The organism is Rhizobium sp. BT04 (assembly GCF_030053135.1).
GTDB classification, from domain to species: Bacteria; Pseudomonadota; Alphaproteobacteria; order Rhizobiales; family Rhizobiaceae; genus Rhizobium; species Rhizobium binxianense.
Genome location: NZ_CP125653.1, coordinates 207,042 through 229,503, shown reverse-complemented (window position 1 = coordinate 229,503; position 22,462 = coordinate 207,042). Strand labels below are relative to the sequence as shown.

The following is a 22,462-nucleotide window of genomic DNA, read 5'->3' as shown; positions in this document are numbered from 1 at the left end:
TTCCGGCATATCGCGACGACGACACGCGTCGGCATAAAGACCTATAGCGAGACGGCATAAATCCATCTGCAACTCTTCTCTTCGGATGTGGCCTTCATGGATTTTCAAACGAGCATTCTCGGGCGCATGAACGGTTTTCTCTACCGCTGCCGCGCCGACGAAAACTACACCATGCTTGAGATGACCGACGGCGTCGAGCGCATCTTCGGTTATCCCGCCGACGAGATCATCGGCAACCGCACCCGCACCTTCACCGCGATCATGTACGAGGAAGACGTGCCTCTGATGGACGAGATCGTCGGACGGGCGCTGGAAAAGCGCACGGACTGGACGATGGAATACCGCATCCGCCATGCCATGGGGCATCTGATCTGGGTGACCGAGACCGGCGGCGGCATCTGGGACGACAAGGGTGAACTTCTCTATCTCGAAGGCAGCATCATCAACATCGAATCACTCTACCAGCGAATCGACGAGCAGACCGCCGACATGCGCGTCACCGCCTCAAAGACCAGCGAGATCCTGCAATCCCTGCGCTACCTCAAGCTGCTCGCCGTCAATGCCGGCATCGAAGCCGCCCGCGCCGGTACGGCCGGATCAGGTTTTGCCGTGCTGGCCGCCGAGATGCGCACGCTCGCCAACTCCTCGGAAGAGGCCGCACGCGCTATTTCCAACGCACAACGCAAGGCGGAAGGCTGAGCGTTAACCAGCGCAGAGGCGGATTTGCGGCCCAAGCGGAAAGCCGTATTATTAACCGCGTGGTGCGCTGGGGAATATCAAGCCTTTCCAATAAGTTGCGACAATCCTGAACTTGCAGAATCTCATGTCGTTACGGGTAATATTAAGGCCGCGTTAACTTTTTGTTAACCATAGCAGCGCTACACATGGTCAACGATTTCTTCACATAGATGACCAAAGTGCTAACAGACGCTCGCTCTATCCGCATCAAGGGCCGCTCTTTCCTCGCGGTCATGCTGTCCCCGGATCTTCCGATCGATGATTGGTTGATCAGGCTGGACGATCTGGCCGCACGTTCGGCCGGCTTTTTCCTCGGCCGGCCTGTCGTGCTCGACCTGACGGATCTGCAGATCGACAAGCCGCAGCTGAAGGAGCTGATTGCCGAACTTGCCAAGCGCAATGTCAGCATCATGGGCATCGAAGGCGCGCGGCCGTCGATCCTCGGTTCGGGCATGCCGCCGGCACTCAAAGGCGGCCGATCGGTTTCCGATATCGAGGTTCAGGCAAAGGAGCCTGTCGATCCGCCCGGCAAACCGGCAGTCACCGAGACCCGTCCGGCAATGCAATCGATCGTCATCCGGGAACCTGTGCGTTCGGGACAATCGGTGATCTTTCCGGAAGGTGACGTCACCATCATCGGATCGGTCGCCTCCGGCGCCGAGGTGATCGCGGGGGGATCGGTCCATATTTACGGCGCGCTGCGCGGCCGAGCCATGGCGGGCTCCATCGGCAACGCATCGGCGCAGATCTTTTGCCGCAAGCTCGAGGCCGAGCTGGTGGCCATCGACGGCATCTACAAAATGGCGGAAGACATGGCCCCCAATCTTCGCGGACAGGCTGTTCAGCTCTGGCTCGAAGACGACGCGATCATGGCGGAAAAACTGATCTGACGACAGCGCCGCGCGTCTCTTCGAGATGCGCGGGGGATGCTGCAACACTTTGAATTACTGCATAATTCCTTAAATCGATGCCGATTTAAGGAATTATGCAGAGGGCCACGGCAAAGGAGAGAAACATGGGGAAAGTGATCGTCGTCACGTCAGGCAAGGGCGGGGTCGGAAAGACGACCTCGACCGCCGCATTGGGAGCGGCACTGGCGCAACGCAATGAAAAAGTCGTCGTCGTCGATTTCGACGTCGGCCTGCGCAATCTCGACCTCGTCATGGGCGCCGAGCGCCGGGTCGTCTACGACCTGATCAATGTCATCCAGGGCGACGCCAAGCTTCCCCAGGCGCTGATCCGCGACAAGCGGCTGGAAACCCTGTTCCTGCTGCCGGCTTCGCAGACACGCGACAAGGACAATCTGACCGCCGAAGGCGTCGAGCGCGTCATCAACGACCTGAAGCGTTATTTCGACTGGATCATCTGCGACAGCCCCGCCGGGATCGAACGCGGCGCGACGCTCGCCATGCGCCATGCCGACGTTGCCGTTGTCGTCACCAACCCGGAAGTCTCGTCGGTGCGCGATTCCGACCGCATCATCGGCCTGCTGGATGCCAAGACCGCCAAAGCCGAACGCGGCGAGCGGATGGAAAAGCATCTGCTGCTCACCCGCTACGACGCCAACCGCGCCGAACGCGGCGACATGCTGAAGGTCGACGACGTCCTGGAGATCTTGTCCATCCCGCTGCTGGGCATCGTGCCTGAGAGCATGGATGTCCTGCGCGCCTCCAATATCGGTGCGCCGGTCACGCTGGCGGAAAGCAAAAGCCCGGCCGCGATGGCCTATTTCGATGCCGCCCGCCGGCTCGCCGGCGAGGTTCTGCCGATCGCGATCCCAGAGGAAAAGCGGAACATTTTCGGCAAGATCTTCGGACGGAGGGCAGCATGAATATATTGCGTCTGTTCAACAAGCAGAGAACCGCACCGGCGGCCCGCGAGCGCCTGCAGGTGCTGCTTGCTCACGAGCGCTCCTCGGCGGGGTCTGACCTGGTCTCGCTGCTGCGCGAGGAAATCCTTGCAGTCATCGCAAAGCATGTCGAACTCGACCACGACAAGGTGCAGGTAACGATCGACCGCAACGAATTTGTCTCGACCCTGGAGATCGATGTCGAAATTCCGCTGAATGCAGCCGTACAGGCTGCTTGAAAGACGGCGCTGCCTGTCGTGACAGGCAGCGCTTGGTATCACGACTTTCTGGCTTTTCGATTGGCGTAACGCAGATCGCGTGCGGCCTTTCGGGCGGCTTCATCGGCGATCACGCGCGCGATCCGGTCTTTGTCGGCCGCTTCGCGGGCCTCGATCTCGGCCCGTTCCGCGACCTCGGCGGCAGCCTGACGTTCCGCTTCCGCGGATCGAGCCCGCTCCAGTTCCTCAAGCTTTGCCTGTTCCCGCGCGGCACGCCGTTCTTCCCTGGCCGCGGCAATGGCCTGGCGCTCCGCCTGCTTTGCGAGCCGGGTGGGTTCGGCCGTATCCTTGGCGGTACGATACGCATTGAGGAGAGCGGCCTTGGCTTCGGCAGCGGCGCTGCGACGATCGGAAAGCTCGTTGTTTCTGGCGTGTTTCAAATCTGTTTCCTGACTGTTTGACGACCCGAAGGTCAGATTTTGTTTTTTCGCTTCGCGGCAAGAGCAGTAGCCGCTGTCAAGCGATCCTGCAATTCCTTGGCCTCACGGGCTTCGCGTAACCGCAAGGTCTTTTCCTCGCGGGCCCGCACCGTCGGATCGATTTCTTCGACCGTCCGGCTTCGCGCAAGGAACTGCGATTGCGCATTTCCAAACGCAATCTCCGCCTGCTTGCGTGATTTGCTATGTGACTCTGTCATATTCGTCCTGGAGTTCATACGTCGCTCAGCGAACGCAGCAAAAAGGCCAGGCAAATTGCCTGACCTTGATAGTATCATGCTTTCGGCAGTGCCGGTACATCCGCGGTCAAAGGAAAGCAGATTTCAGTTCAGGCAGCCTGGAGATTGCAAGCGGACATCTTGCCCGACTTGTTATCGCGCTCAAGCTCGTAGCCGATCTTCTGGCCTTCGACGATTTCACGCATTCCAGCGCGTTCGACGGCAGAGATGTGGACGAAGGCGTCAGCGCCGCCGTCATCAGGCTGAATGAAGCCGAAGCCCTTGGTGGAATTGAACCATTTAACTGTGCCAGTGGTCATAACAAACCCTTTCATAGCAATTGACAGACCGCACGTGCGCAAGCACGGCGGATGATGATCTCGATTTTGAAGAGGGAAGTTCGTCCAGGGCACGTTGCCAGCGTGCGATAACAAAAGTCAAACAAGCAATATCGACAACCGGGATATAGTCATCCACGTCGAATTTGTCAACTTTTAGTTTTTCAGGAGTGCGAGATCACCATCAGGTTGCATACCGACCGCTTTGCATGCCGAGAAGCCAATTGCCGGCAAAGGAGGCATTATGAGCGCGGCCGCGTCTTCTGCGGGTCGTAATGGGAAAGCGGCACGATCGTCGCCGGCAGTCGCTTCTGGTGGCCATCGAGCTTGCCGATCTCGACCTCGGTGCCGGGGCTTGCATGCGTGACGTCGATGCGGGCGAGCGCGATCGTCTTGCCGAGGATCGGTGAACGCGTGGCGCTGGTGACGACGCCGACCTGGGCTCGGCCAATATGGACGCAATCACCATGGCCGACGGCCTCATTGGCCTTGAGGTCGAGCCCGACGAGCAGATGACGCGGATGCTCCTTGCGCCGGAGCAGCGCTTCGCGGCCGATGAAATCGTCCTGCTTGGATTTCAGCGGCACGGTGAAGCCGATGCCGGCTTCGAACGGGTCGGTCTGGTCGGTGAATTCGTGATGGGCAAAGATCAGCCCGGCCTCGATGCGGACCATATCGAGCGCCTCCAGCCCCATCGGCGTCAACCCGTGCGGCTGCCCTGCCTCCCAGACGGCATCGAATACCGTCAGCGCATCCTTCGGGTGACAGAAGATCTCGTAGCCGAGCTCGCCGGTGTAACCGGTGCGCGAGACAACGACCGGGGCGCCCTCGAAGCCGCCGATGCGGCCGACGGTGAAGCGGAACCATTCGAGTTCGCCGATCGCAGGCTGGCGGGGCGCCGTCCAGATGATCTCCTTCAGGATATCGCGGCTCTTCGGGCCCTGCAGGGCGATATTGTGCAGCTGATCGGTCGAGGAGCGCACCCAGGCCTTGAAGCCCTTTTTCTCGGCCTGCTGACGCAGCCATATGCCGCTGAAATCATCGCCGCCGATCCAGCGGAAGTTCGTGTCGCCGAGCCGGAACAGCGTGCCGTCATCGATCATGCCGCCGTTTTCGTAGCACATGGCGGAATAGACGACCTGGCCGGTCGAGAGTTTGCGCACGTCGCGGGTCAGGCAATATTGCAAGAGTTCCTCGGCATCCGGCCCCGTCACCTCGAACTTGCGCAAGGGCGAGAGATCGATAACGGCGGCGCGCTCGCGGCAGGCCCAATATTCCTCGACCGGTCCTTCGCTGGAAAAACGGTTCGGCAGCCAGTAGCCGCGATATTCGGCGTAATCCCGCGTCAGCGCGGAGAGGCGGGGATGAAAGGCGGTTTCGCGCGTCAGTTCAGCGTCGGCATCTGGGGTCATGCGATAGGCTACCGCTCGTGAGAATTTCTCTTTTCCGGAAAAGGTGCGGACGTGGATATCCGTCGGATCCCAGCCGTTCGCCGCGTCGATATCGTCGGGGCAGGACGAGGAGACGCAGACGAGATCGGTCAGCGCCCGCATCAGCACATAATCGCCGGGACGCGACCAGGGCTCGTCGAGATAGAGCTGGTTGTTGTGGTCGATACTGGTGTTGTAGAAATAGTTCAGCGCTTCCCAGCCCTTGCGGCCGGCAATGCCGTAAGGCGCCAGCGCCGCGTTGAAATTGTCCGTGCAGTTGATATGGCCGGGATAACCCATGTCGTCGTAATAGCGCGCATTGCAGGCGGTCGCAAAAGCGTCGTGGCGCCCGACCGTATCCTGGACGACCTCGACCAGCGGCTCGAAATCCCGGTCGAAGGCCTTGGAGGGCAGGCCCGGCATCGGATAGCTGCGGCCGAGCAGCGTGCGGGTGACGGTGGAATCAAGCGCAAGATCGAGGCCCTTGTCGACCTTGCGGGCGGCAAAGGCCTGGAAATCGGTGCACTGGCGTCCATAAACGTCGATGATCTGGATGAATTCGCCGGCACGCACGAAATAGGCTGCGGCGGTCGCCGCCCGGATGCGGATATCCTCGACCGGATCGGCGGCCGGCTCCGGCAGGGCGGAGGCATAATCGCGGATCAGCAGGCTGCGCTTGATCCTGATCTCGATCGGCGTCGCCGTATCCTGTGCCTCCGGCGACATGGCGGCGGCGGGTGCCGCGACGATCAGCAGACCTTTCATGGAAATGGTGAAATCCGCCTGGGTGCCCGGGGTCGATCCGGTCCCGAAGAGACGCAGCGCTCCGGCTGCCGCAAGGTCGGCGCCGCGCCGTTGAAGGGCTGCGCGCGTGCGCCCGGCACTCTCATCTTCCGTCTGAAGAACGGCCTTTAAACCCTCGGCAGATTTGCTGAACGCCGCTCCAAGACCGGCCGCCAGGAAACGGCCCTTCTCATCGAGGAAAGAGATCTCGCAGACCTGCCCGCCCTCGCTGTCGACGACGCTCACGCGGTCGCCCGCCGCAACGCGGACGACGACCGATCCGCCGCCCTTTGCCCGGTAGCGCTCGGTTCCCTCCGGCAGGGTGGGAATGCCGGGATAATGCACGAGGCTCGCAGTGGCCGGCCGCAGGCCCGTAGCAGGATGAAGTTCTCGCATGCTGCCCTCATGGGAGGATCGGGCGTCCTCGGACACCCATCCATGCAGGTTACAAAATGCCCTGGGAAAGTAAAGTCGAGTTGACTAAAAAGAAAATATCTTCACTATGCATAAAGAGTTCAGACTCGGGGAATCCGTTGGGAGCGCGGATCGCCAAAATCATCCGGGCGGACTTAAGACTGTCAGGGAGACACGTTCGGGGAGACGTACAGAGATACGTCCGGAACAGATAGATATGGGGAATTTCACCGATGACAGATGTTGTGGAGGCCGGAATTTCCTCCGGCACCGAAGGTAAACTAGTACGCGCGCTCGACTGGAAGGGCGCATTCTGGGTGGCGGCGGGCGTACCGCCGCTCGTTCTTTTCTCCATCGGCGGCATTGCCGGCACGACGGGCAAGCTCGCCTTCGTCGTCTGGATCATTTCGATGGTGATGGGTTTCCTGCAATCCTTCACCTATGCCGAGATCGCCGGCATGTTCGCCAACAAATCCGGCGGCGCCTCGGTCTATGGCGCCACCGCCTGGCTGCGTTATTCGAAATTCATCGCGCCGCTGTCCGTCTGGTGCAACTGGTTTGCCTGGTCGCCGGTGCTGTCGCTCGGCTGCGCCATCGCCGCCGGTTACATCCTAAACGCTTTCTACCCGATTCCCGCGGCGGATTCGCAGATGGTCCTCGACTGGATCTCAGCGCATGCCGCTTCCATCACGGCCGACAGCCCCCGCGTCGCCGAATATATCGCAGCCCATGCCGGCACCACGCCTGAGGACGCCGTCAAGGCGTTGCTCAGCACCGACGGCGTCGCGGCGCTCACGCCGGCGATTCGCAGCTGGTCGCTCGCAAGCTTCAGCATTCCCTTCCTTGCCACCGCCAATATCAACGCCACCTTCTTCATCGGCGGCATCCTGATGCTGATCATCTTCGCGATCCAGCATCGCGGCATCTCGGAAACGGCAAGCGTGCAGAAGTGGCTGGCAATCATCGTGCTGGTGCCGCTGCTCATCATCGGCCTCTATCCGATCGTCAGCGGCCAGATCCTTGCCACCAACGTCACCGGCCTCGTGCCGCCGACGGCTGCCTATGCCGCTGCCGACGGCACCTGGAGCAACGGCGGCTGGACGCTGTTTCTCGGCGGCCTCTATATCGCCGCCTGGTCGACCTACGGCTTCGAGACGGCGGTCTGCTACACCCGCGAACTGAAGAACCCGAAGACCGACACCTTCAAGGCGATCTTCTATTCCGGCCTTGCCTGCTGCCTGTTCTTCTTCCTCGTGCCCTTCGCCTTCCAGGGTGTTCTCGGCCATGCCGGCATGCTGGCCCCCGGCATCGTCGACGGCACCGGCGTTGCCGAAGCGCTCGGCGGCCTGATCGGCGCCGGCCGCGTCGTCACCCAGCTGCTCGTCGTGTTGATGATCATGGCGCTCTTCCTCGCCATCATGACGGCAATGGCAGGCTCGTCGCGCACGCTCTACCAGGGCTCGAAGGACGGCTGGCTGCCGAAATACCTCGACCACGTCAACGAGCACGGTGCGCCGACGCGGGCGATGTGGACCGATTTCGCCTTCAATCTCTTCCTGCTGGCGATCGCCTCGGATGTCGGCGGCTATTTCTTCGTGCTCGCCGTCTCGAATGTCGGCTATATCATCTTCAACTTCCTGAACCTCAATTCCGGCTGGATCCACCGGATGGATTCCGGCCATATCGAACGTCCCTGGAAGGCGCCGACCTGGCTGATCGGCCTCAACACCGTGCTGGCCTTCGTCAACGCGCTGTTCCTCGGTGCCGGCGCCAAGGTCTGGGGTTATTCCAATGCGCTCTGGGTCGGCTTCATCTTCGCCGCCCTGATCCTGCCGGTCTTCGCCTATCGCCACTATATCAGAGACGGCGGCAAATTCCCGGCCGGCGCGATGGAGGATCTCGGTCTCGTCGGCCAGGATCTCGGCGTCAAGAAAGCCGGCATGCTGCCTTATCTCGCGCTCGCCGGCGGCCTGGCGATCGTCCTGATCGCCAACGTCATCTTCCAGCTTCCGGCCTAAGATCGCCTCCCAAGCAGAAAGGCCGAAAAGCCGCCATGGAAACATGGCGGCTTTTTCATTGGTGGTTGCAGACCGGGCGAGATGTCTCATCCGGTTATAGACGGAAGCTCAGCGGCCGCCTTCGATCTTGCGGTGGCGCTGGTTGATGCCGCCCTTGCCATAGGGATAGTCCAAAGGCTGGGGAGCGCTCACCTCGTTGAGCCTCGCCATGTCCTCCTCGGAGAGCTCGACCTTCATGGCGCCGAGATTGTCGGCGAGCTGTTCGGGCGTGCGGGCGCCGAGGATGACCGAGGTGATCGCCGGCCGGGCCGCCGTCCAGGCGAGCGCCACCTGCGCCATGCTGACGCCATGCGCCCTGGCGATTTCCTCGACAGTGCCGATGATCGCCCAGGTTCGCTCCTGCGCATTGCGCGGCGCGTAGGATTCGCCGCCGCGATTGGGGTTCTCGCCGAGGCGGGTGGCGCCGGTCGGCATCTCATCGCGCTTGTATTTGCCGGTCAGCCAGCCGCCGCCGAGCGGCGACCACGGCAGCAGGCCCATGCCGGCATCCTGGCAGGCCGCAACGATTTCGAGTTCGATGTCACGCATCAGCAGGTTATATTGCGGCTGCAATGTCACCGGACGTGTATAACCCCGCGCCTTGGCGATCTCCGAGGCCTTGGCGATGTGCCAGCCGACATAGTTGGAGAAGCCGTAATAGCCGATCTTGCCTGACGAAACCGCATCGTCGAGAAAGCGCAGCGTTTCCTCGATCGGCGTCAGCGCGTCCCAGGCATGCATCTGGTAGAGGTCGATCTGCTCGAGGCCGAGGCGGCGGAGCGAATCGTCGAGCGCCTGGCCGAGATGCCGGCGCGACAGGCCGATATCGTTGGGTCCGTTGCCCATCGGAAACCGCCCCTTGGTGGCGACGATCGCCTGGCGGGCCTCGGTCGGGCGCGCCTTCAGCCAGCGTCCGATGATCTCTTCCGATTTGCCGGCGCTGTAGACATCGGCGGTATCGATGAAATTGCCGCCCCAGGCGAAGTAATCGTCGAGCAGTTTGTGCGAGGCGGCCTCGTCAGCCTCCGCGCCGAAAGTCATGGTGCCCAGGCAATAGGCGGTGACGACGGTCCCGCTGGGACCGAGCTTGCGATAGTCCATTTCTTCCTCCTCATGCGGATACCCGCAGCCGACACGCAAACGGTCGGGGTAGAAGCCGGGGCTCCTGCAATCAATGACAATATCGAGCTTGAGGCGGCCGCTTGCCGCCGGGATGACGTATGGCGCCCTGGCTCTCTGCGCAGGGGCGAGGGCAGCATAACCAATCCCGCCCGTGCCACAAGTGGGAAAAAATATTCCCACCCGCCGTCGCCGCCGGCGACGTTATGGATTTTGCGGCAACGAGCCGGCGATCAGATCGGCGGCGGCAACGCCGGTCTCATAGGCGCCGTGCGCCGTCGAATAACGCGAACGCGAACAGGCTTCGCCGGCAAAGAAAATCCGTTCGTCATGCGGCGCGGCGAGAAGGCCGCGCAGATCAGAAGCGCCGGGCTCGGCATAGGAATAGGAGCCGCCGATATGGGGCGCGGCAGCCCAGGCCGACATATGAGCCACCGACAATTCCCTGCGAATGTCAGCGCCGAATTGTGCCGCCAGCTCATCAGCGGCGAAGGAAAAGGCAGCCTCCCTGCCTTGCCGCTCCAGATCATGCGCGAGGTCGCCGGCAAAATAAGCCTCGACGACGGGAGCGCCGAACGGCCGGAGTTGATAGGTGCCGGTCGCGCCGCGGCTGAGGGAGCCGAGCATATGGGTATCGGCCGGCAGCGCCTCCTGATTTGCAAGCCTCAGGAAAAGCTTATTGGCGAGCCCTAGGGGCAAGCGGGTTGCCGCCTCGATCTTGTCAGGCAATGGCGGATCGAAGGCGATCTTGCCGGCGGCGAGCACATTCGTCGAAACGGTCAGCAGCACCGCGCGGGCGCTGAGCCCACCCTGGTTGGTCTCGATGCCGATCCGGCCGGCATGACGATGGTCGATGCGCGTGACCTCGGTGCCGAGCTTTGCCGGAACCGGCTTGCCGTAAAGCGAGACCAGCCTCCCATAGCCCTCGCGCACCCGCCAGTCGGGACCGGGGCCGGGATCGTATCTGTTGTAATCGATGACCGACGAGCGTTCCAGTTCGGCGCCGGTGATATAGGTGCCGATCGCCCGGATCTGGCCATTCCAGGGATTGCCGGGTTCGAGCATCGCCGCCAGATCGGTGTCGTTGCCTTGATGGCTCTCGAGGCGTTCGAAATAGGTGCCGATCGCCTCTTGCGCGGCATGGCGGTCGACGCCATCCCGCTGAAGCTGGCGCCCGCCGTTCCAGGGCGCAGGGGTGCGATCGACCGTCAGCCCGACCTCGCCGGCAATCGCGGTCCAGGCATTGGTCCGCGCCCCATGCAGCCAGCCGCAGCCGAGATCGAGCCCGATGTCGGATGCGGGCAGCCCGACCGTCCAGGCACGGCCGCCGAGACGATCGCCGGCCTCCAGCAGCAGGATGGAAAGATCCGGGCGGGTTGCTTGCAGGCGACGGGCGGCGGCAATGCCGGCGGCGCCGGCGCCGATAATGACGACATCCTCCTCGGCACCCTTGCCATTGTCACCAGGCATGCAGCCTCCTTCGATCGCTCACCCCTCAGCTAAGCTTCCATGTCCACGAAACGCAAGGGGATAGCACCCCGCCTGCGATGGATTAAACCGCCTCTCCGTGACATACAGGTCCGATGAGCGTGCACAGAGATTCGCAACTCGACATGTTTGCCAAGGCATCGCCGGCGATCGCCAAGGCGCGCGGTCCATCGCGCCGGCCGCTGCCGCAGCCGGTCGTCCATTCCGATGAAGACATGGCGCGGACGCTCGAAGAGAGCGGCAATTATCGCATCCTCAGAAAATTGATCGCCCGGCCGATTGCCTCGGTCAGACGGCCGGAGTTTTCGCGGCTCGGTATCATTCTCGACACCGAGACGACAGGTCTCAACCATCGCAGCGACGAGATCATCGAAATCGGCGCCGTCGCCTTCACCTTCAATGATGACGGCGCGATCGGCGATATCGTTGGCATTTATGGCGGCCTGCAACAGCCGTCCCGGCCGATCCCGCCGGAGATCACCCGACTGACGGGGATTACCGATGCGATGGTCGAAGGACAGGTCATCGATATCCCGGCGCTGCGGTCTCTGATCGAGCCGGCGGATCTGATCATCGCCCACAATGCCGGTTTCGACCGGCCGTTCTGCGAGGCCTTCTCGACGATTTTCGCCGGCAAGGCCTGGGCATGTTCGGTTTCGGAGATCGACTGGAGCGCCCGCGGCTTCGAGGGCACCAAGCTCGGTTATCTCGTCGGCCAGGCCGGGTATTTCCATGACGGCCATCGTGCGGTGGACGACTGCCACGCGCTGCTGGAAATCCTCGATCGGGCGCAGAGCGAGGGGGAAAGTCCGTTTGCCGAGCTCTACCGCGCCAGCCAGCGCTCGCGCATCCGCATCTTTGCCGAACACAGCCCGTTCGAAATGAAAGACCATCTGAAGGCGAGGGGCTATCGCTGGTCGGATGGAAGCGACGGCCGGTTGAAGTCCTGGTGGATCGAAGTCGGCGAAGACGAGCTCGGCGACGAGCTTTCCTATCTGCGCGCTGAAATCTACAGATGGAGAGAAGCGGATCCGCCGACGGTGCGGCTGACGGCCTTCGATCGCTTCAAGCTCTGACCGCGAAGCGGTTCGGAGACAACGACCCATGCAAGCGCCGCATAGGTGCAGTGATGCATTGGCGCTGCAACTCCAAAGAGTCCCGTATTATATACAGCGCATCGAAGCGAACGAAGCGCCAAGGACTGGCAGCTAGGCTTCGAAAGCCCACGGAAAGGGGATCATCATGAACGTCGCACGCTCTTTCAACAATTGGCGCAAGTACCGTCAGACGGTCGCTGAACTGGGCCGTATGTCCGCACGCGAACTGGACGACCTCGGCATCGGCCGCGGCGACATCCGCAACGTTGCGCGCGCAGCCATCGGCCGCTAACGGACCGCAGACCACATTTTTCGAGACTTGCCCAGCGCCTGCTTCCTCCCGAGCGGGCGCTTTGCTTTTTGTGCTTTCCGGCCGGACGACGAGCCGCCCGCTTTTCGCATAACGCATAGCTGCCCTGCAAAGAAATGCCTACTAACTGAGCAGGAAATAAGTATGATTATTTCCATTGAAGCGATGCACCTCCTCCCGCATCCCTTCGATATACAGGCGCCCCATCCTCCTCCCAGGGTCGCCTGTGGAACGGCAGCACTCCTCCTCCCAGCTGTCGTTCGGTTTTTTTCGAAAGCCTGCCGCACCTCCTCCCGCGGCAGGCTTTTTCGTTTTGGGTACTAAAGCGTGTCGCGATCTTTCAGATTCGCTTGCCACGCTTTAAGTCTTTGGTTTGCCGCATGTCTTCAGCGCAAAACCACTGCATACTTTTGCGCGACATGCTCTAGAAATTTCTATCAGGCTGAGAATGACCGCCTGCGATCCATCGCTTGGAGATGAGGGTTTTCCCGCTTATCTTTGATTTTGCTCCCGATTTTCGGGGGTCGCTTCCTGCCGCAAGCGTGCCGGCAGAAACATATTGACTTCGAACTTGTCGTACAACTATGTAACCGTATGGTTCATTGCCGAGCGGAGCGGACGGTCGAGCCGAGCCTGTTTCGCGACAGCAGCAACGCTTGACGACAACGAAAACTGAGGAAATTCGACATGCAGATCGACGTGAGACATGCCTCCCATCCCGAGGCTGTGCGCAATTTCGACACCGAAACGCTGCGGCGTCACTTTCTGGTCGATACCATCTTCGAGAGCGGCGAGATCCGCCTCACCTATTCCCACTACGACCGCATGGTCATCGGCGGCGCCACACCGCTGAGCTCCGGGCTGACGCTGACGGCGCCGACGGCGATCGGACAGGAAACCTTTCTTGCCGAGCGTGAACTCGGCGCGCTGAACATCGGCGGCGCCGGCCGCATCATCGTCGACGGCACGAATTACGATCTTGCCAAATATGATTGCCTCTATGCCGGCAAGGGCGCCAAGGACATCCGGTTCGAGAGCGCGGATGCCGCCAATCCGGCAAAGTTCTATCTGGTCTCGACGCCGGCGCATCAGACGCACCCGACTGTGCTGCTGACCCGCGAAAAGGCCCGCCACCTGACGCCGGGCGAAGCCGCGACGGCCAACAAGCGGTCGATCTACCAGTTCATCCATCCTGATGTCTGCCAGTCCTGCCAGCTCACGCTCGGCTTCACCATGATCGAGGCGGGCAGCGTCTGGAACACCATGCCGGCCCATACGCATGACCGCCGCATGGAAGCCTATCTCTATTTCGATCTCGAAGCCGAGCAACGCGTCTTCCACTTCATGGGCGAGCCGCAGCAGACCCGGCATATGCTTGTCGCCAACGAGCAGGCGGTCATTTCGCCGCCCTGGTCGATCCATTCCGGCGCCGGCACCAAGAACTACAGCTTCATCTGGGCGATGGCGGGCGACAACAAGAGCTTCACCGACATGGATCATATCGCCATTGCGGATCTGAGGTGAGCACCGTGGCCAATCCCTTCGACGTTTCGGGCCGGGTTGCCGTCGTCACCGGCGCCAATACCGGTATCGGCCAAGCCATCGCGGCAGCCCTGGCTGAGGCTGGTGCGTCGATCGTCGCCGTCGGGCGCTCCTCGATGGACGAAACCGAGGCGCTGGTGAAGGAAGCGGGCAGCCGCTTCCATGTCGTCAAGGCTGATCTTTCCACCATCGAACCGGTCAAAGGGATCGTCACCGAGACCATAGAGACTTTCGGCGGCCTCGACATCCTCGTCAACAATGCCGGCATCATACGCCGCGCCGATGCGCTCGACTTCACCGAGGAAGACTGGGACGCGGTGATCGACGTCAATCTGAAGACCGCCTTTTTCCTGTCGCAGGCGGCCGGACGCCATATGGTCGAAAAGGGCAGGGGCAAGATCATCAACATCGCCTCGCTGCTCTCCTTCCAGGGCGGCATCCGCATCCCGTCCTACACCGCCTCGAAAAGCGGCCTTGCCGGACTGACCAAGCTGCTGGCCTGCGAATGGGCCGGCAAGGGCGTCAACGTCAACGCCATCGCGCCGGGCTACTTCGTGACCAACAATACCACGGCGCTGCGCGAGGATGCCGACCGCAACGCCGCCATCCTTGCCCGCATTCCGGCCGCGCGCTGGGGAACACCAGCCGAACTCGGCGGCGCTGCCGTATTCCTGGCATCGTCGGCATCCGACTACGTGCACGGAACGGTGCTGCCGGTCGACGGCGGTTGGCTGGCGCGGTGATCCGTCCACTGAACGACGACTGCATCATTCAAATTGCGGCAGCGCCGCGCGTCTGAAAAGGCGCGCCGCCTTGCAGGCATAGAGCTGCCGTGACCGACGTCGGTTTTGCCTTTCCTGCCGGCATACGTTAGCAAAAGGACATGAGGCCGGCGCAGCCGCATCGACAGGCAGGATTCGATAGGGATGACGGATAGGGACAACGCGGTCTTCAACACCGTTCGGCAGCCGCCGAACCTGCGCAGCGGCCTCGCCGATACGTTGATGGCGCGGATCGAATCCGGCGACCTGAAGCCCGGCCAGCGCCTGCCGACCGAACAGACGATCATGAGGGCGACCGGCGTCAGCCGGACAATCGTGCGCGAGGCGCTTGCCACGCTGCGCGCCAAGGGGCTGATCACCACCCGCCAGGGCCTCGGGGCTTTCGTCTCGAACGATCCCAACCCGCGATCCTTCTCGATCATTCCCAACGATCTGCAGTCGATCGACGAGGTGCTGCGCGTGCTGGAGCTGCGCATGGGGGTCGAATATGAAGCCGCCGGCCTTGCCGCGCTGCGGCGCACGCCGGAGGACATCGCCCGCATGCAGGATCGCCTCGATGCCCTCGACAAGGCGCTGGAAGAGGGCGGGTACGGGGCGCAGGAGGATTACGCCTTCCACAGGTCCATTCTGGTCGCGACGCAGAATTCCTATTACGGTCGCCTTTTCGATACGTTCGGCGACATCATGGTGCCGCGGCAATGGGCACGGCTGGACAAGATGACGGCGACCGAGCGCAAGCGGCATGCAGCGCGCATGCGCCGCGAGCACCATGCCATATTCACGGCGATCCGCGACGGCGAAGAAGCCGCCGCCCGCCGCGCCATCCGAACCCACCTGTCGAAGAGTGCCGCCCGCTTCGAGGAACTGCGCGACGCCAATAGCGCGTCGTGAACTGTTACGCGTCGGCTTTCGGCGTCATCAGCCGCCGCCAGGCGGCGTGATCCGTCTGCAGATCGACGGAAGCGTGAACTTCCGGCAGAAGCGGTTTGCGTCTGCGCCGGCCGAAGCGCCGTTTGAAGCCCAGGATATTTTCGACGAAACTCCTGGTGTAGAGCCCGGGGCCGCTCGAATAGATGCGCCATCCGCCGTCGACGGCGATCTCTCCCGCCTTGACGCGCTCCCATTCGGCCGCCGCCTGATAGCGGTCATGGAAAGCGGCATCGCTGCTGCTGAAATAGGTATTGCGCTGGCGCGGCGACGCATGCGGCAGCGCTACTGTGACCGAAATCGGATTGACGACTGATATCGCCTTCCAGAGTTCTTCCGCCTCGGCATCGAGCGCCAGCGTTTCGCAGTAGCGCAGATGCGCATGCACATACATCAAGCCGATCTCGCGGCCGAAGAAGGAGGAGGATTCGGCGCGGCGAAACAGCGTCTCGGGCCCGCCGGCATAGGTCGCGGGCTTCTCCATCAGCCGCACGCCGTCGGGGAAGAGCAGATGCTCTTCAATCAGCTTCATATGATCGCGCCTTTGCTCCGGCGTGAACAGGCCGCCGAGCATTGCCTGCGTCATCGAGATCAGCGAGAAAGAGAGGCCGGTGCGCCGGTCGCTCGGGTGCAGCAGCAATTCGACGCCGTCATGGGCGGGATCGAAGATGCCGTAGCCGGCAACCATGCCGTCACGCACGAGATGGCGGTTGAAATCCCGGCGCATCGCCGTGGCGATCTTTCTCAAGCCCTTGGCTTTGTTGCCATGGCCGAGGCGGCGCAGGATCGCGGAATAACGAACGATCTGCTCATAGAGCAGGGCGACGGTCCAGCTGCTGACCATCCAGTCGCGCAGATGCGGATCGGCCGGCTGCAGCGAGTCGTTCCAATCTCCCTCGCCGTAGCGGATCAGATGCGTACCCGGGATGAACGCTTCGCGGACGGTATCAAGCAGCTTCTCGACATGGATCGCGATGGTGTCGGGCTCCGGCGCCCTCTGCATGGTCTTTTCATCGCGCCAGGAGACTTTCTCGTCGAGGATGGCGAGATCGCCGGTCGCTTCGATATAGTCGCAGAGCGCCTTCAGCGGCCAGACGATGATGTCGCCATGGCTGTCGCCCGCCCGGATATTGGCATAGGGCTCCAGCATGAACCATTGCGGCCAGTCGCCCTTGGCCAGGTACTGCTCGCTGAAGACCGTTTTCAGCACCTCTTTGGCTTCATGATCATGCTCGTAAGCGAGCAGGAATTCGATCGGCCCCTGGCAGGCGTCGCGTGTACCCCAGGCCGCGCCGGTATATTGCTCGAGGCCGTGCGGCACGCTCAGATGCACGATGGCATCATGCGCGAGCCAGGGCAGCAGGGTTGTCTGCGCGGCAAGGTCGGGCGAAGGGTTGTCGATCGTCATACCGCGTATGGCGTTGCGCCAGAATTTCGATGCCGGCGCCAGCATGGCTTCATCGGTGACGCCGGCCTCATAACGCTGCGCCAGGCGCTCGGCTTCAGCAGCATCGGCCATCGAGCCGACGACGGCAAAGGAGAGCGCTTGCGTCGGCCGGGAGCGCAGCGCGACGAAGGCGCCATTGCGCGTTACACCATCGCCATAAAGCAGTTCGTCGCCGCCGATCGCATCGATGGCATCGGGTGTCGAACTCACCAGCCAATAGCCGGCATCGGGATAACGCTCGCCCCACAGCCAGGCCGGATCCGGCCGGAAAGAAATACGTTTGCGCGCGGTATCGAATTCGATCTGCCCACCCGCATCATATTCGCGCTCGCCGAGCACGACATGGCCGAACACCAGGAAGCGGCACGGCTTGCCCTCGACGGAAACGGTCCACTGCATCGCCGCATCCTCGCCGGAGGCGACCGCCGATACGATGATCGTCCTTTCGGGGAGGCGATAGATCCAGCGGCAATCGCTGAGCCCCATTTCGAAAGCCGACGGCACCGCCAGCAGCTGCCAGCCGGCGCCGACATCCGCCATGATGCGCAGGCCGCTGGCGCGGGTCAGATTGTAGGGGTCGCGCGACACGGAAAAGAGTTTGTGAAAGGAGGTATTGCCGATCGTCAGCTGGGCGGCAAAAATGCCCTGCATCCAACAGGTCGCAGCAAGCGTCGCATCGTCGAGCAGCATATTCTGGCCGCTGCGGACGATGGCGCCGTGACGGCGCGCCACCCGCGGCTCCTTGTCGCGCAGCACGACATGGCGGTTCAAAACGCCGTCGGAGACGAAAAACGACAGCAGCTTGCCGTCGACCCGCTCTTCCAGGCTCCGTTGGGGATAAAGCTGGCCAATCGCCCTTTTATCCAGCGCCTCGGCCTTCAACAGCGTAGCGTCCTGCAGCAGGCTGCGGACCGGCGTCACCTCTGCGAGATCGGCGGCGGCACTTTCCGGGGCCACAAGCCCATCGAGCCGCGCAAGGTCGGCATCGCCGGACGCCTCGGGATGATCGGCGGCGAAGACGGCAAAGAAGGTCGTGGTCGCGCCACTTGCCGGAACCGAGAGCGATTTCGACTGGATGGCGGGACAGGCCGTCTCCTGCTGGCGCCGCTTGCTCGGCAGGCTGGTGCCGAAGGGGCCGACCAGCAAGTCGTCGAGACGATCACTCGCCTGCACCAGCTGGATCGCATCCGTGGCATAGGCAGCCGCCCCTTCGAGGCAGCCCTGGACCAGCCAGGGATTGCGGGCGCCCGACTGTTTGAGATTTTGCCGGTTCATCACCACAGGGCCTGATGTCTCGTGGTCGGCGATATGGTGATCGACATATTGTGAGGCATAGGCCTCGCTGTTCATCAGGAAGCCGCGGTCGCCGAGACCGACATCCTGGATCAGCACCAGGTCCGCCGGCAGCGTTCCCTTCTTCAGATGACGCAGCGATACCCGCCAGAACCACGCCGTTTCGGAGGGATGCAGCTCCAGGCGAACGGTGTAGCCGATATCGTCCGTCTTGCCGCTCCAGGAGAAGCTCGTCGCATCATGCCCGAAGCTGCCATCGGCGTAAGGCCCGACAATCTCGACGACCTCGGGTGCAGCACCCCCGGCGCGCAGATAGAGCCGGCCGATGCCACCGGTGAGCGGCGAGCCCTGGATCTGGTTGATCTGCACCGATCCCTTGTCGTCGGCATATTCGATGGCAAACAGCGTGCCGTTCGGCAGCGCCGATATCGACAGGCCGGAAGCGTTGCTGATCGTAAGGAGGCCGAGATCTTCGCGTCGGGGCATTTGAAAACTACGGGTGAGGTCCGGGGCCATTGAGATCTCGTCGATTGGCTTCAAGGGGAATCGGAGGATGACGCAAAAAGATTGAGAGAAATCTTACCGGCAGCGGGAAGATCGGCAAGTGTCGTGACGTGACGAACGCACATTAGAGCGCAACAAACACTGGCCTATCGCGTACCAGTCCGGCTCGTGTTGGCGAAGATCGACTGCAGCCGCACATCCCTTCGAACGGTGCAATACAAGCCGCATCCGTGGGCGTTTCCAACAAGACGCTTTTTGCTTGGCGAATTGGCGTAACTCTCGGTAAGACCCCCTCATTGAGAGAGGGCAACATGCGAAAATTATTATCGATTCTATTCAGCTCAGTTATTTTGGCGGGAACAGCGCACGCTCAAGCGAGAGTCCAGGCCACCCACAGCAACCGCTTGATCGAGAGCTATCGCGCGTATATCGGCGAGGCTGATCTTTACAATTCAAATGGGGCCAGACTTACCCAGCCGTGGCAGATCATCCGGCAAGACAGGGCGAATTTCCATCAGTACCATGTGCGCGATTCTGACGATCAATCAGACTCATTCTTTGCCGATCCGGCAAATCGGCAAGCTCTGGAGCAAATGCTTCGGAACGGAACGATGACGCGAGAGGCCGCCAATATGATCCTACGTGGCAATGTATGGATTGACGTTGATATCTACGGTGACCAAGGAACAGGTCGATGGGTCGACGTTTCTGTATCTGATTGATATTTCCCGTAGGGCCGCGACCGCACCGGATCCGATCACCGCTGAACGATCACCCGGGTCCCTGGCTGAACCATATCGTAAAGCTCCTCGACGTCCTCGCGGTACATCCGGAAACATCCGCTCGATGCGTTGGTGCCGATGGAGGTGGGGTCGTTGGTGCCGTGAATGCGGAGCAGCCCGTCGGCAAGGTAGATCGCGCGGGTCCCAAGCGGATTGGCGGGGCCGGGTTCCACGACCGCCGGAAGCCTTGGGTTCTTCTGGCGCATGCTTGCTGTCGGCCGCCACTCGGGATGCTCGCGCTTCGACACCACCCGCGTTGTGCCGTACCATTGTTTGCCTTCCCGGCCGACGGCAATGGGGTAAGCGAACTGCTCCCCCCACGTCGTCGTGTAGATAAGCGTATGTTCGCGCGTAGCGATGGTGATGGTTCCTCTCGCGCTTCGTGTCGACGGTTCCCGACGTTCTTGCAAAGGTTCCCGATAGCCAGGTTCCGGCTCGTAGTCGGGAGGAGGTGGATAGGGAGTGTAAGGGTCATCATAGCCATAGCCGTCGTATTCATCATATCCATCATACGGCGCGTAAACTTGGGCTTGGGCATGCACCGCTATCAGAAAGAGGGCCGCAGCAAGGAGAACCAGCAATCGCATTCTATGCCATCCTCTTGTTATATGAGCATGATTGGGCGGAAATCTGTGGCGGCACTATGGCGGGTTCGGTCTGCGTTTGATGATCTGATATTGAATCCTATTTGACCTGATCGCCTGCGTCGATCGAGGTAGAAAGGTTTGTCCAAACTGACGGGCCACTTTTGGACGGTTTAATGTGTAGTCACCAATTCATGAGACAGCGTTCATGAAATCAATAGGTTAGGTGAGTCTGCTTAAGCCGGACTCGTCACGTGACGGGTCTCATGCAGGCCCCGGCCGCCTGGCGAAGGGCACGGAGAGCAGGGCGCAGCCGGTGAGGACAGCGACAACCATCCAGGCTTCGTTGATCGCCTGAACGCTGGCCGCGGTCTGGACCAGCGGATCGAGCAGCGCCGTGGTATCCGCATCGAAGCTGCCGCTATGGCCCGATATGGCCTGAAGAGGCGCGCCGACAAATGTCGCCGTGTCGATGTCGCCGGCCTGAAGACGCGCCCAGAGGCTTTGTCCCAGCGGCTCCGAGCGGGTGTAGATGATGGTGTCGATCAACGCGATTCCGATGGCCCCGCCGAGATTGCGCATCAGATTGAAAAGTCCGCTCGCGTCGGGAATGCGATCGGGCGGAAGCGTGCCGAGGGCCAGCCGCGTCGGCGGCAGCAGGCAGAACATGATGGCGACGCCGCGCACGATCTGCGGCCAGAACATCGCGTCATAATCGGAGCGGGGATCCTGGAAGGCGCTCATTGCGACGCCGATCGCAAACAGGGCGAAACCGGCGGCCGACAGCAGCCGTGCATCCATGCGCTTCTCCAGCGCCACCGCGACCGGCGCGGTGATCAGCTGGGCGACGCCGGTGACCAGCATCGTCATGCCGATTTCGAGCGCATCGTGGCCTCGGATGAAAGCGAGAAACACCGGCATCAGATAGACCGAGCCGAAAAGGCCGATGCCGAGCACGAAGCTCAAAACCGAGCCGACGAGAAAGTTCCGATCGCCGAAATTGCCGAGATCGACGACCGGCCGGCGCCGGCGCAGCGATCGCCAGATGAACGCGCCGCCCGACGTCAGGCAGACCGCCAGCAGGCTGAGGACATAGGCCGAAGCCCAACCGCTGGTCGGCGCCTCTTTCAGGCTGAGTTCCAGCGTCGTCAGCGCAGCGGCCATCAGCACAAGCGACAGACCGTCGAGATGCCTGAGTTCGGAGGGATCGACGGCCTGGCGCGGCAGGAAGCGCGCCGCCAGGATTGCCGAGGCGATCCCCGGAAGGATGTTGATCAGGAACAGCCAGTGCCAGGAATAGGTCTCGGTCAGCCATCCGCCGACGATCGGACCAACGGTCGGCGCCAGCACGGCCAGCACGCCGGCGATGGTCGTCGCCAGCGCCTGCCGCTCATTGGGGAAAAGGATGAACACGGCCGAAAACACCGAGGGGATCAGGGTTCCGCCGGAAAAGCCCTGAAGCACCCGCCAGGCGACCAGCTCACCGAAGCTGCCGCTGGCCGCGCAGCCGGCGGAGGCGGCGACGAACAGGCCGATGGCGGCAACGAACAGCCATCGCATCGTCAAGAGCCGCGTCAGGAAGCCGGTGAGCGGGATCGCCACCACTTCGGCGATGAGATAGGCGGTCTGTATCCAGCTCATCTGATCGGGATCGATATCAAGCGCCGACTGGATGGTCGGCAGCGATGTCGCCACCACCTGAACGTCGAGGATCGCCATGAACATGCCGATGCACATGGCGATGAAGCCGAGCCAGACGATGGCGGGCGTTACGTCGGGATGGGCAGGCTCAACTCGTTCCATGCGATGATCCCGCAAGCGCTACGTTTTCTGCCCCGGGTGCGAAGGTCAGGGCCGACCCCGTCTACGATCGAGACGGTCGATCGCATGCCTCAAGCAAAGACGTGGAGCGCGATTCCGCCGATGCCGACACCATAGTTCGGATGAGGACGGAAGCGATAGGGCCTTGCAACACAAATACGTCACCAACGCAACCGAGCCTGACCGGAAGGCCAGGCTCGGTGTTTGCGACGCGCTGTGGCCGG

20 protein-coding genes are annotated in these 22,462 nt (G+C 61.9%); 11 read left to right on the top strand and 9 right to left on the bottom strand.

From position 1 onward, the window contains the following. Positions 1–96: 96 nt before the first annotated feature. From QMO82_RS32280 to minE, 4 genes are all read left to right on the top strand, one after another. Positions 97–699, top strand: a complete 603-nt coding sequence (locus QMO82_RS32280) for a PAS domain-containing protein (RefSeq protein ID WP_183610387.1) — start codon at positions 97–99, stop codon at positions 697–699. Between the two features lie 209 nt (positions 700–908). Next, positions 909–1,628: a septum site-determining protein MinC gene (minC, locus tag QMO82_RS32275; RefSeq protein ID WP_183610388.1), complete on the top strand. Its 720-nt coding sequence runs from the start codon at positions 909–911 to the stop codon at positions 1,626–1,628. Positions 1,629–1,753: 125 nt separating this feature from the next. Further along, complete coding sequence (gene minD / locus QMO82_RS32270; protein ID WP_097611766.1) at positions 1,754–2,569, top strand: septum site-determining protein MinD; 816 nt, start codon at positions 1,754–1,756, stop codon at positions 2,567–2,569. Next, positions 2,566–2,826 (top strand): cell division topological specificity factor MinE, encoded by a 261-nt coding sequence (gene minE, locus QMO82_RS32265; RefSeq protein WP_183610389.1) that lies wholly within the window; start codon positions 2,566–2,568, stop codon positions 2,824–2,826. Before minD ends, minE begins: the two co-directional genes overlap by 4 nt. Positions 2,827–2,864: 38 nt before the next feature. Here the strand turns inward: minE and QMO82_RS32260 are convergent, their stop codons facing one another. The 4 genes from QMO82_RS32260 to QMO82_RS32245 form a co-directional block, all read right to left on the bottom strand. Continuing rightward, complete coding sequence (locus tag QMO82_RS32260) at positions 2,865–3,245, bottom strand: DUF6481 family protein (protein ID WP_183610390.1); 381 nt, start codon at positions 3,243–3,245, stop codon at positions 2,865–2,867. Between the two features lie 32 nt (positions 3,246–3,277). Then, on the bottom strand, positions 3,278–3,502 hold the full coding sequence (locus tag QMO82_RS32255) for a hypothetical protein (protein WP_183610476.1): 225 nt from the start codon (positions 3,500–3,502) through the stop codon (positions 3,278–3,280). A 128-nt stretch (positions 3,503–3,630) separates the two neighbouring features. Next, a complete protein-coding gene (locus QMO82_RS32250) occupies positions 3,631–3,840 on the bottom strand; it encodes a cold-shock protein (RefSeq protein ID WP_003548109.1) in 210 nt (69 codons plus the stop codon). Between the two features lie 260 nt (positions 3,841–4,100). Continuing rightward, entirely contained in the window at positions 4,101–6,467 is a 2,367-nt protein-coding gene (locus tag QMO82_RS32245) for a DUF1989 domain-containing protein (protein WP_183610391.1), read from the bottom strand. 251 nt (positions 6,468–6,718) lie between these two features. Between QMO82_RS32245 and QMO82_RS32240 the strand changes: the two genes are divergently transcribed. After that, positions 6,719–8,503, top strand: coding sequence for an APC family permease (locus QMO82_RS32240; protein WP_183610392.1), 1,785 nt, complete (start codon positions 6,719–6,721; stop codon positions 8,501–8,503). A gap of 108 nt (positions 8,504–8,611) precedes the next feature. Here the strand turns inward: QMO82_RS32240 and QMO82_RS32235 are convergent, their stop codons facing one another. Both QMO82_RS32235 and QMO82_RS32230 read right to left on the bottom strand, forming a co-directional pair. Continuing rightward, positions 8,612–9,643, bottom strand: coding sequence for an aldo/keto reductase (locus QMO82_RS32235; protein WP_183610393.1), 1,032 nt, complete (start codon positions 9,641–9,643; stop codon positions 8,612–8,614). Positions 9,644–9,865: 222 nt separating this feature from the next. Beyond that, on the bottom strand, positions 9,866–11,131 hold the full coding sequence (locus tag QMO82_RS32230) for an NAD(P)/FAD-dependent oxidoreductase (RefSeq protein WP_183610394.1): 1,266 nt from the start codon (positions 11,129–11,131) through the stop codon (positions 9,866–9,868). Between the two features lie 113 nt (positions 11,132–11,244). On the opposite strand from QMO82_RS32230, the gene QMO82_RS32225 reads away from it, so the two are divergent. The 5 genes from QMO82_RS32225 (at position 11,245) to QMO82_RS32205 (ending at position 15,771) form a co-directional block, all read left to right on the top strand. Beyond that, positions 11,245–12,225, top strand: coding sequence for a 3'-5' exonuclease (locus tag QMO82_RS32225; RefSeq protein WP_183610395.1), 981 nt, complete (start codon positions 11,245–11,247; stop codon positions 12,223–12,225). Positions 12,226–12,391: 166 nt separating this feature from the next. Further along, positions 12,392–12,538: a DUF1127 domain-containing protein gene (locus tag QMO82_RS32220; protein WP_097616699.1), complete on the top strand. Its 147-nt coding sequence runs from the start codon at positions 12,392–12,394 to the stop codon at positions 12,536–12,538. A 705-nt stretch (positions 12,539–13,243) separates the two neighbouring features. Then, complete coding sequence (gene kduI, locus QMO82_RS32215) at positions 13,244–14,080, top strand: 5-dehydro-4-deoxy-D-glucuronate isomerase (protein ID WP_183610396.1); 837 nt, start codon at positions 13,244–13,246, stop codon at positions 14,078–14,080. Further along, positions 14,077–14,841 (top strand): 2-dehydro-3-deoxy-D-gluconate 5-dehydrogenase KduD, encoded by a 765-nt coding sequence (gene kduD, locus QMO82_RS32210; RefSeq protein ID WP_277546457.1) that lies wholly within the window; start codon positions 14,077–14,079, stop codon positions 14,839–14,841. The genes kduI and kduD overlap by 4 nt, the downstream gene beginning before the upstream one ends. A 183-nt stretch (positions 14,842–15,024) precedes the next feature. Then, positions 15,025–15,771, top strand: coding sequence for a FadR/GntR family transcriptional regulator (locus tag QMO82_RS32205; protein ID WP_183610398.1), 747 nt, complete (start codon positions 15,025–15,027; stop codon positions 15,769–15,771). Between the two features lie 4 nt (positions 15,772–15,775). Here the strand turns inward: QMO82_RS32205 and QMO82_RS32200 are convergent, their stop codons facing one another. Further along, a complete protein-coding gene (locus QMO82_RS32200; protein WP_183610399.1) occupies positions 15,776–19,063 on the bottom strand; it encodes a cellobiose phosphorylase in 3,288 nt (1,095 codons plus the stop codon). Between the two features lie 299 nt (positions 19,064–19,362). On the opposite strand from QMO82_RS32200, the gene QMO82_RS32195 reads away from it, so the two are divergent. After that, entirely contained in the window at positions 19,363–19,773 is a 411-nt protein-coding gene (locus QMO82_RS32195) for a hypothetical protein (RefSeq protein ID WP_183610477.1), read from the top strand. Positions 19,774–19,808: 35 nt separating this feature from the next. Here QMO82_RS32195 and QMO82_RS32190 read toward each other — a convergent pair whose 3' ends face one another. Beyond that, a complete protein-coding gene (locus QMO82_RS32190; RefSeq protein WP_183610400.1) occupies positions 19,809–20,420 on the bottom strand; it encodes a L,D-transpeptidase in 612 nt (203 codons plus the stop codon). A gap of 261 nt (positions 20,421–20,681) precedes the next feature. Continuing rightward, a complete protein-coding gene (locus QMO82_RS32185; protein ID WP_183610401.1) occupies positions 20,682–22,220 on the bottom strand; it encodes a DHA2 family efflux MFS transporter permease subunit in 1,539 nt (512 codons plus the stop codon). Between the last annotated feature and the right edge of the window lie 242 nt (positions 22,221–22,462).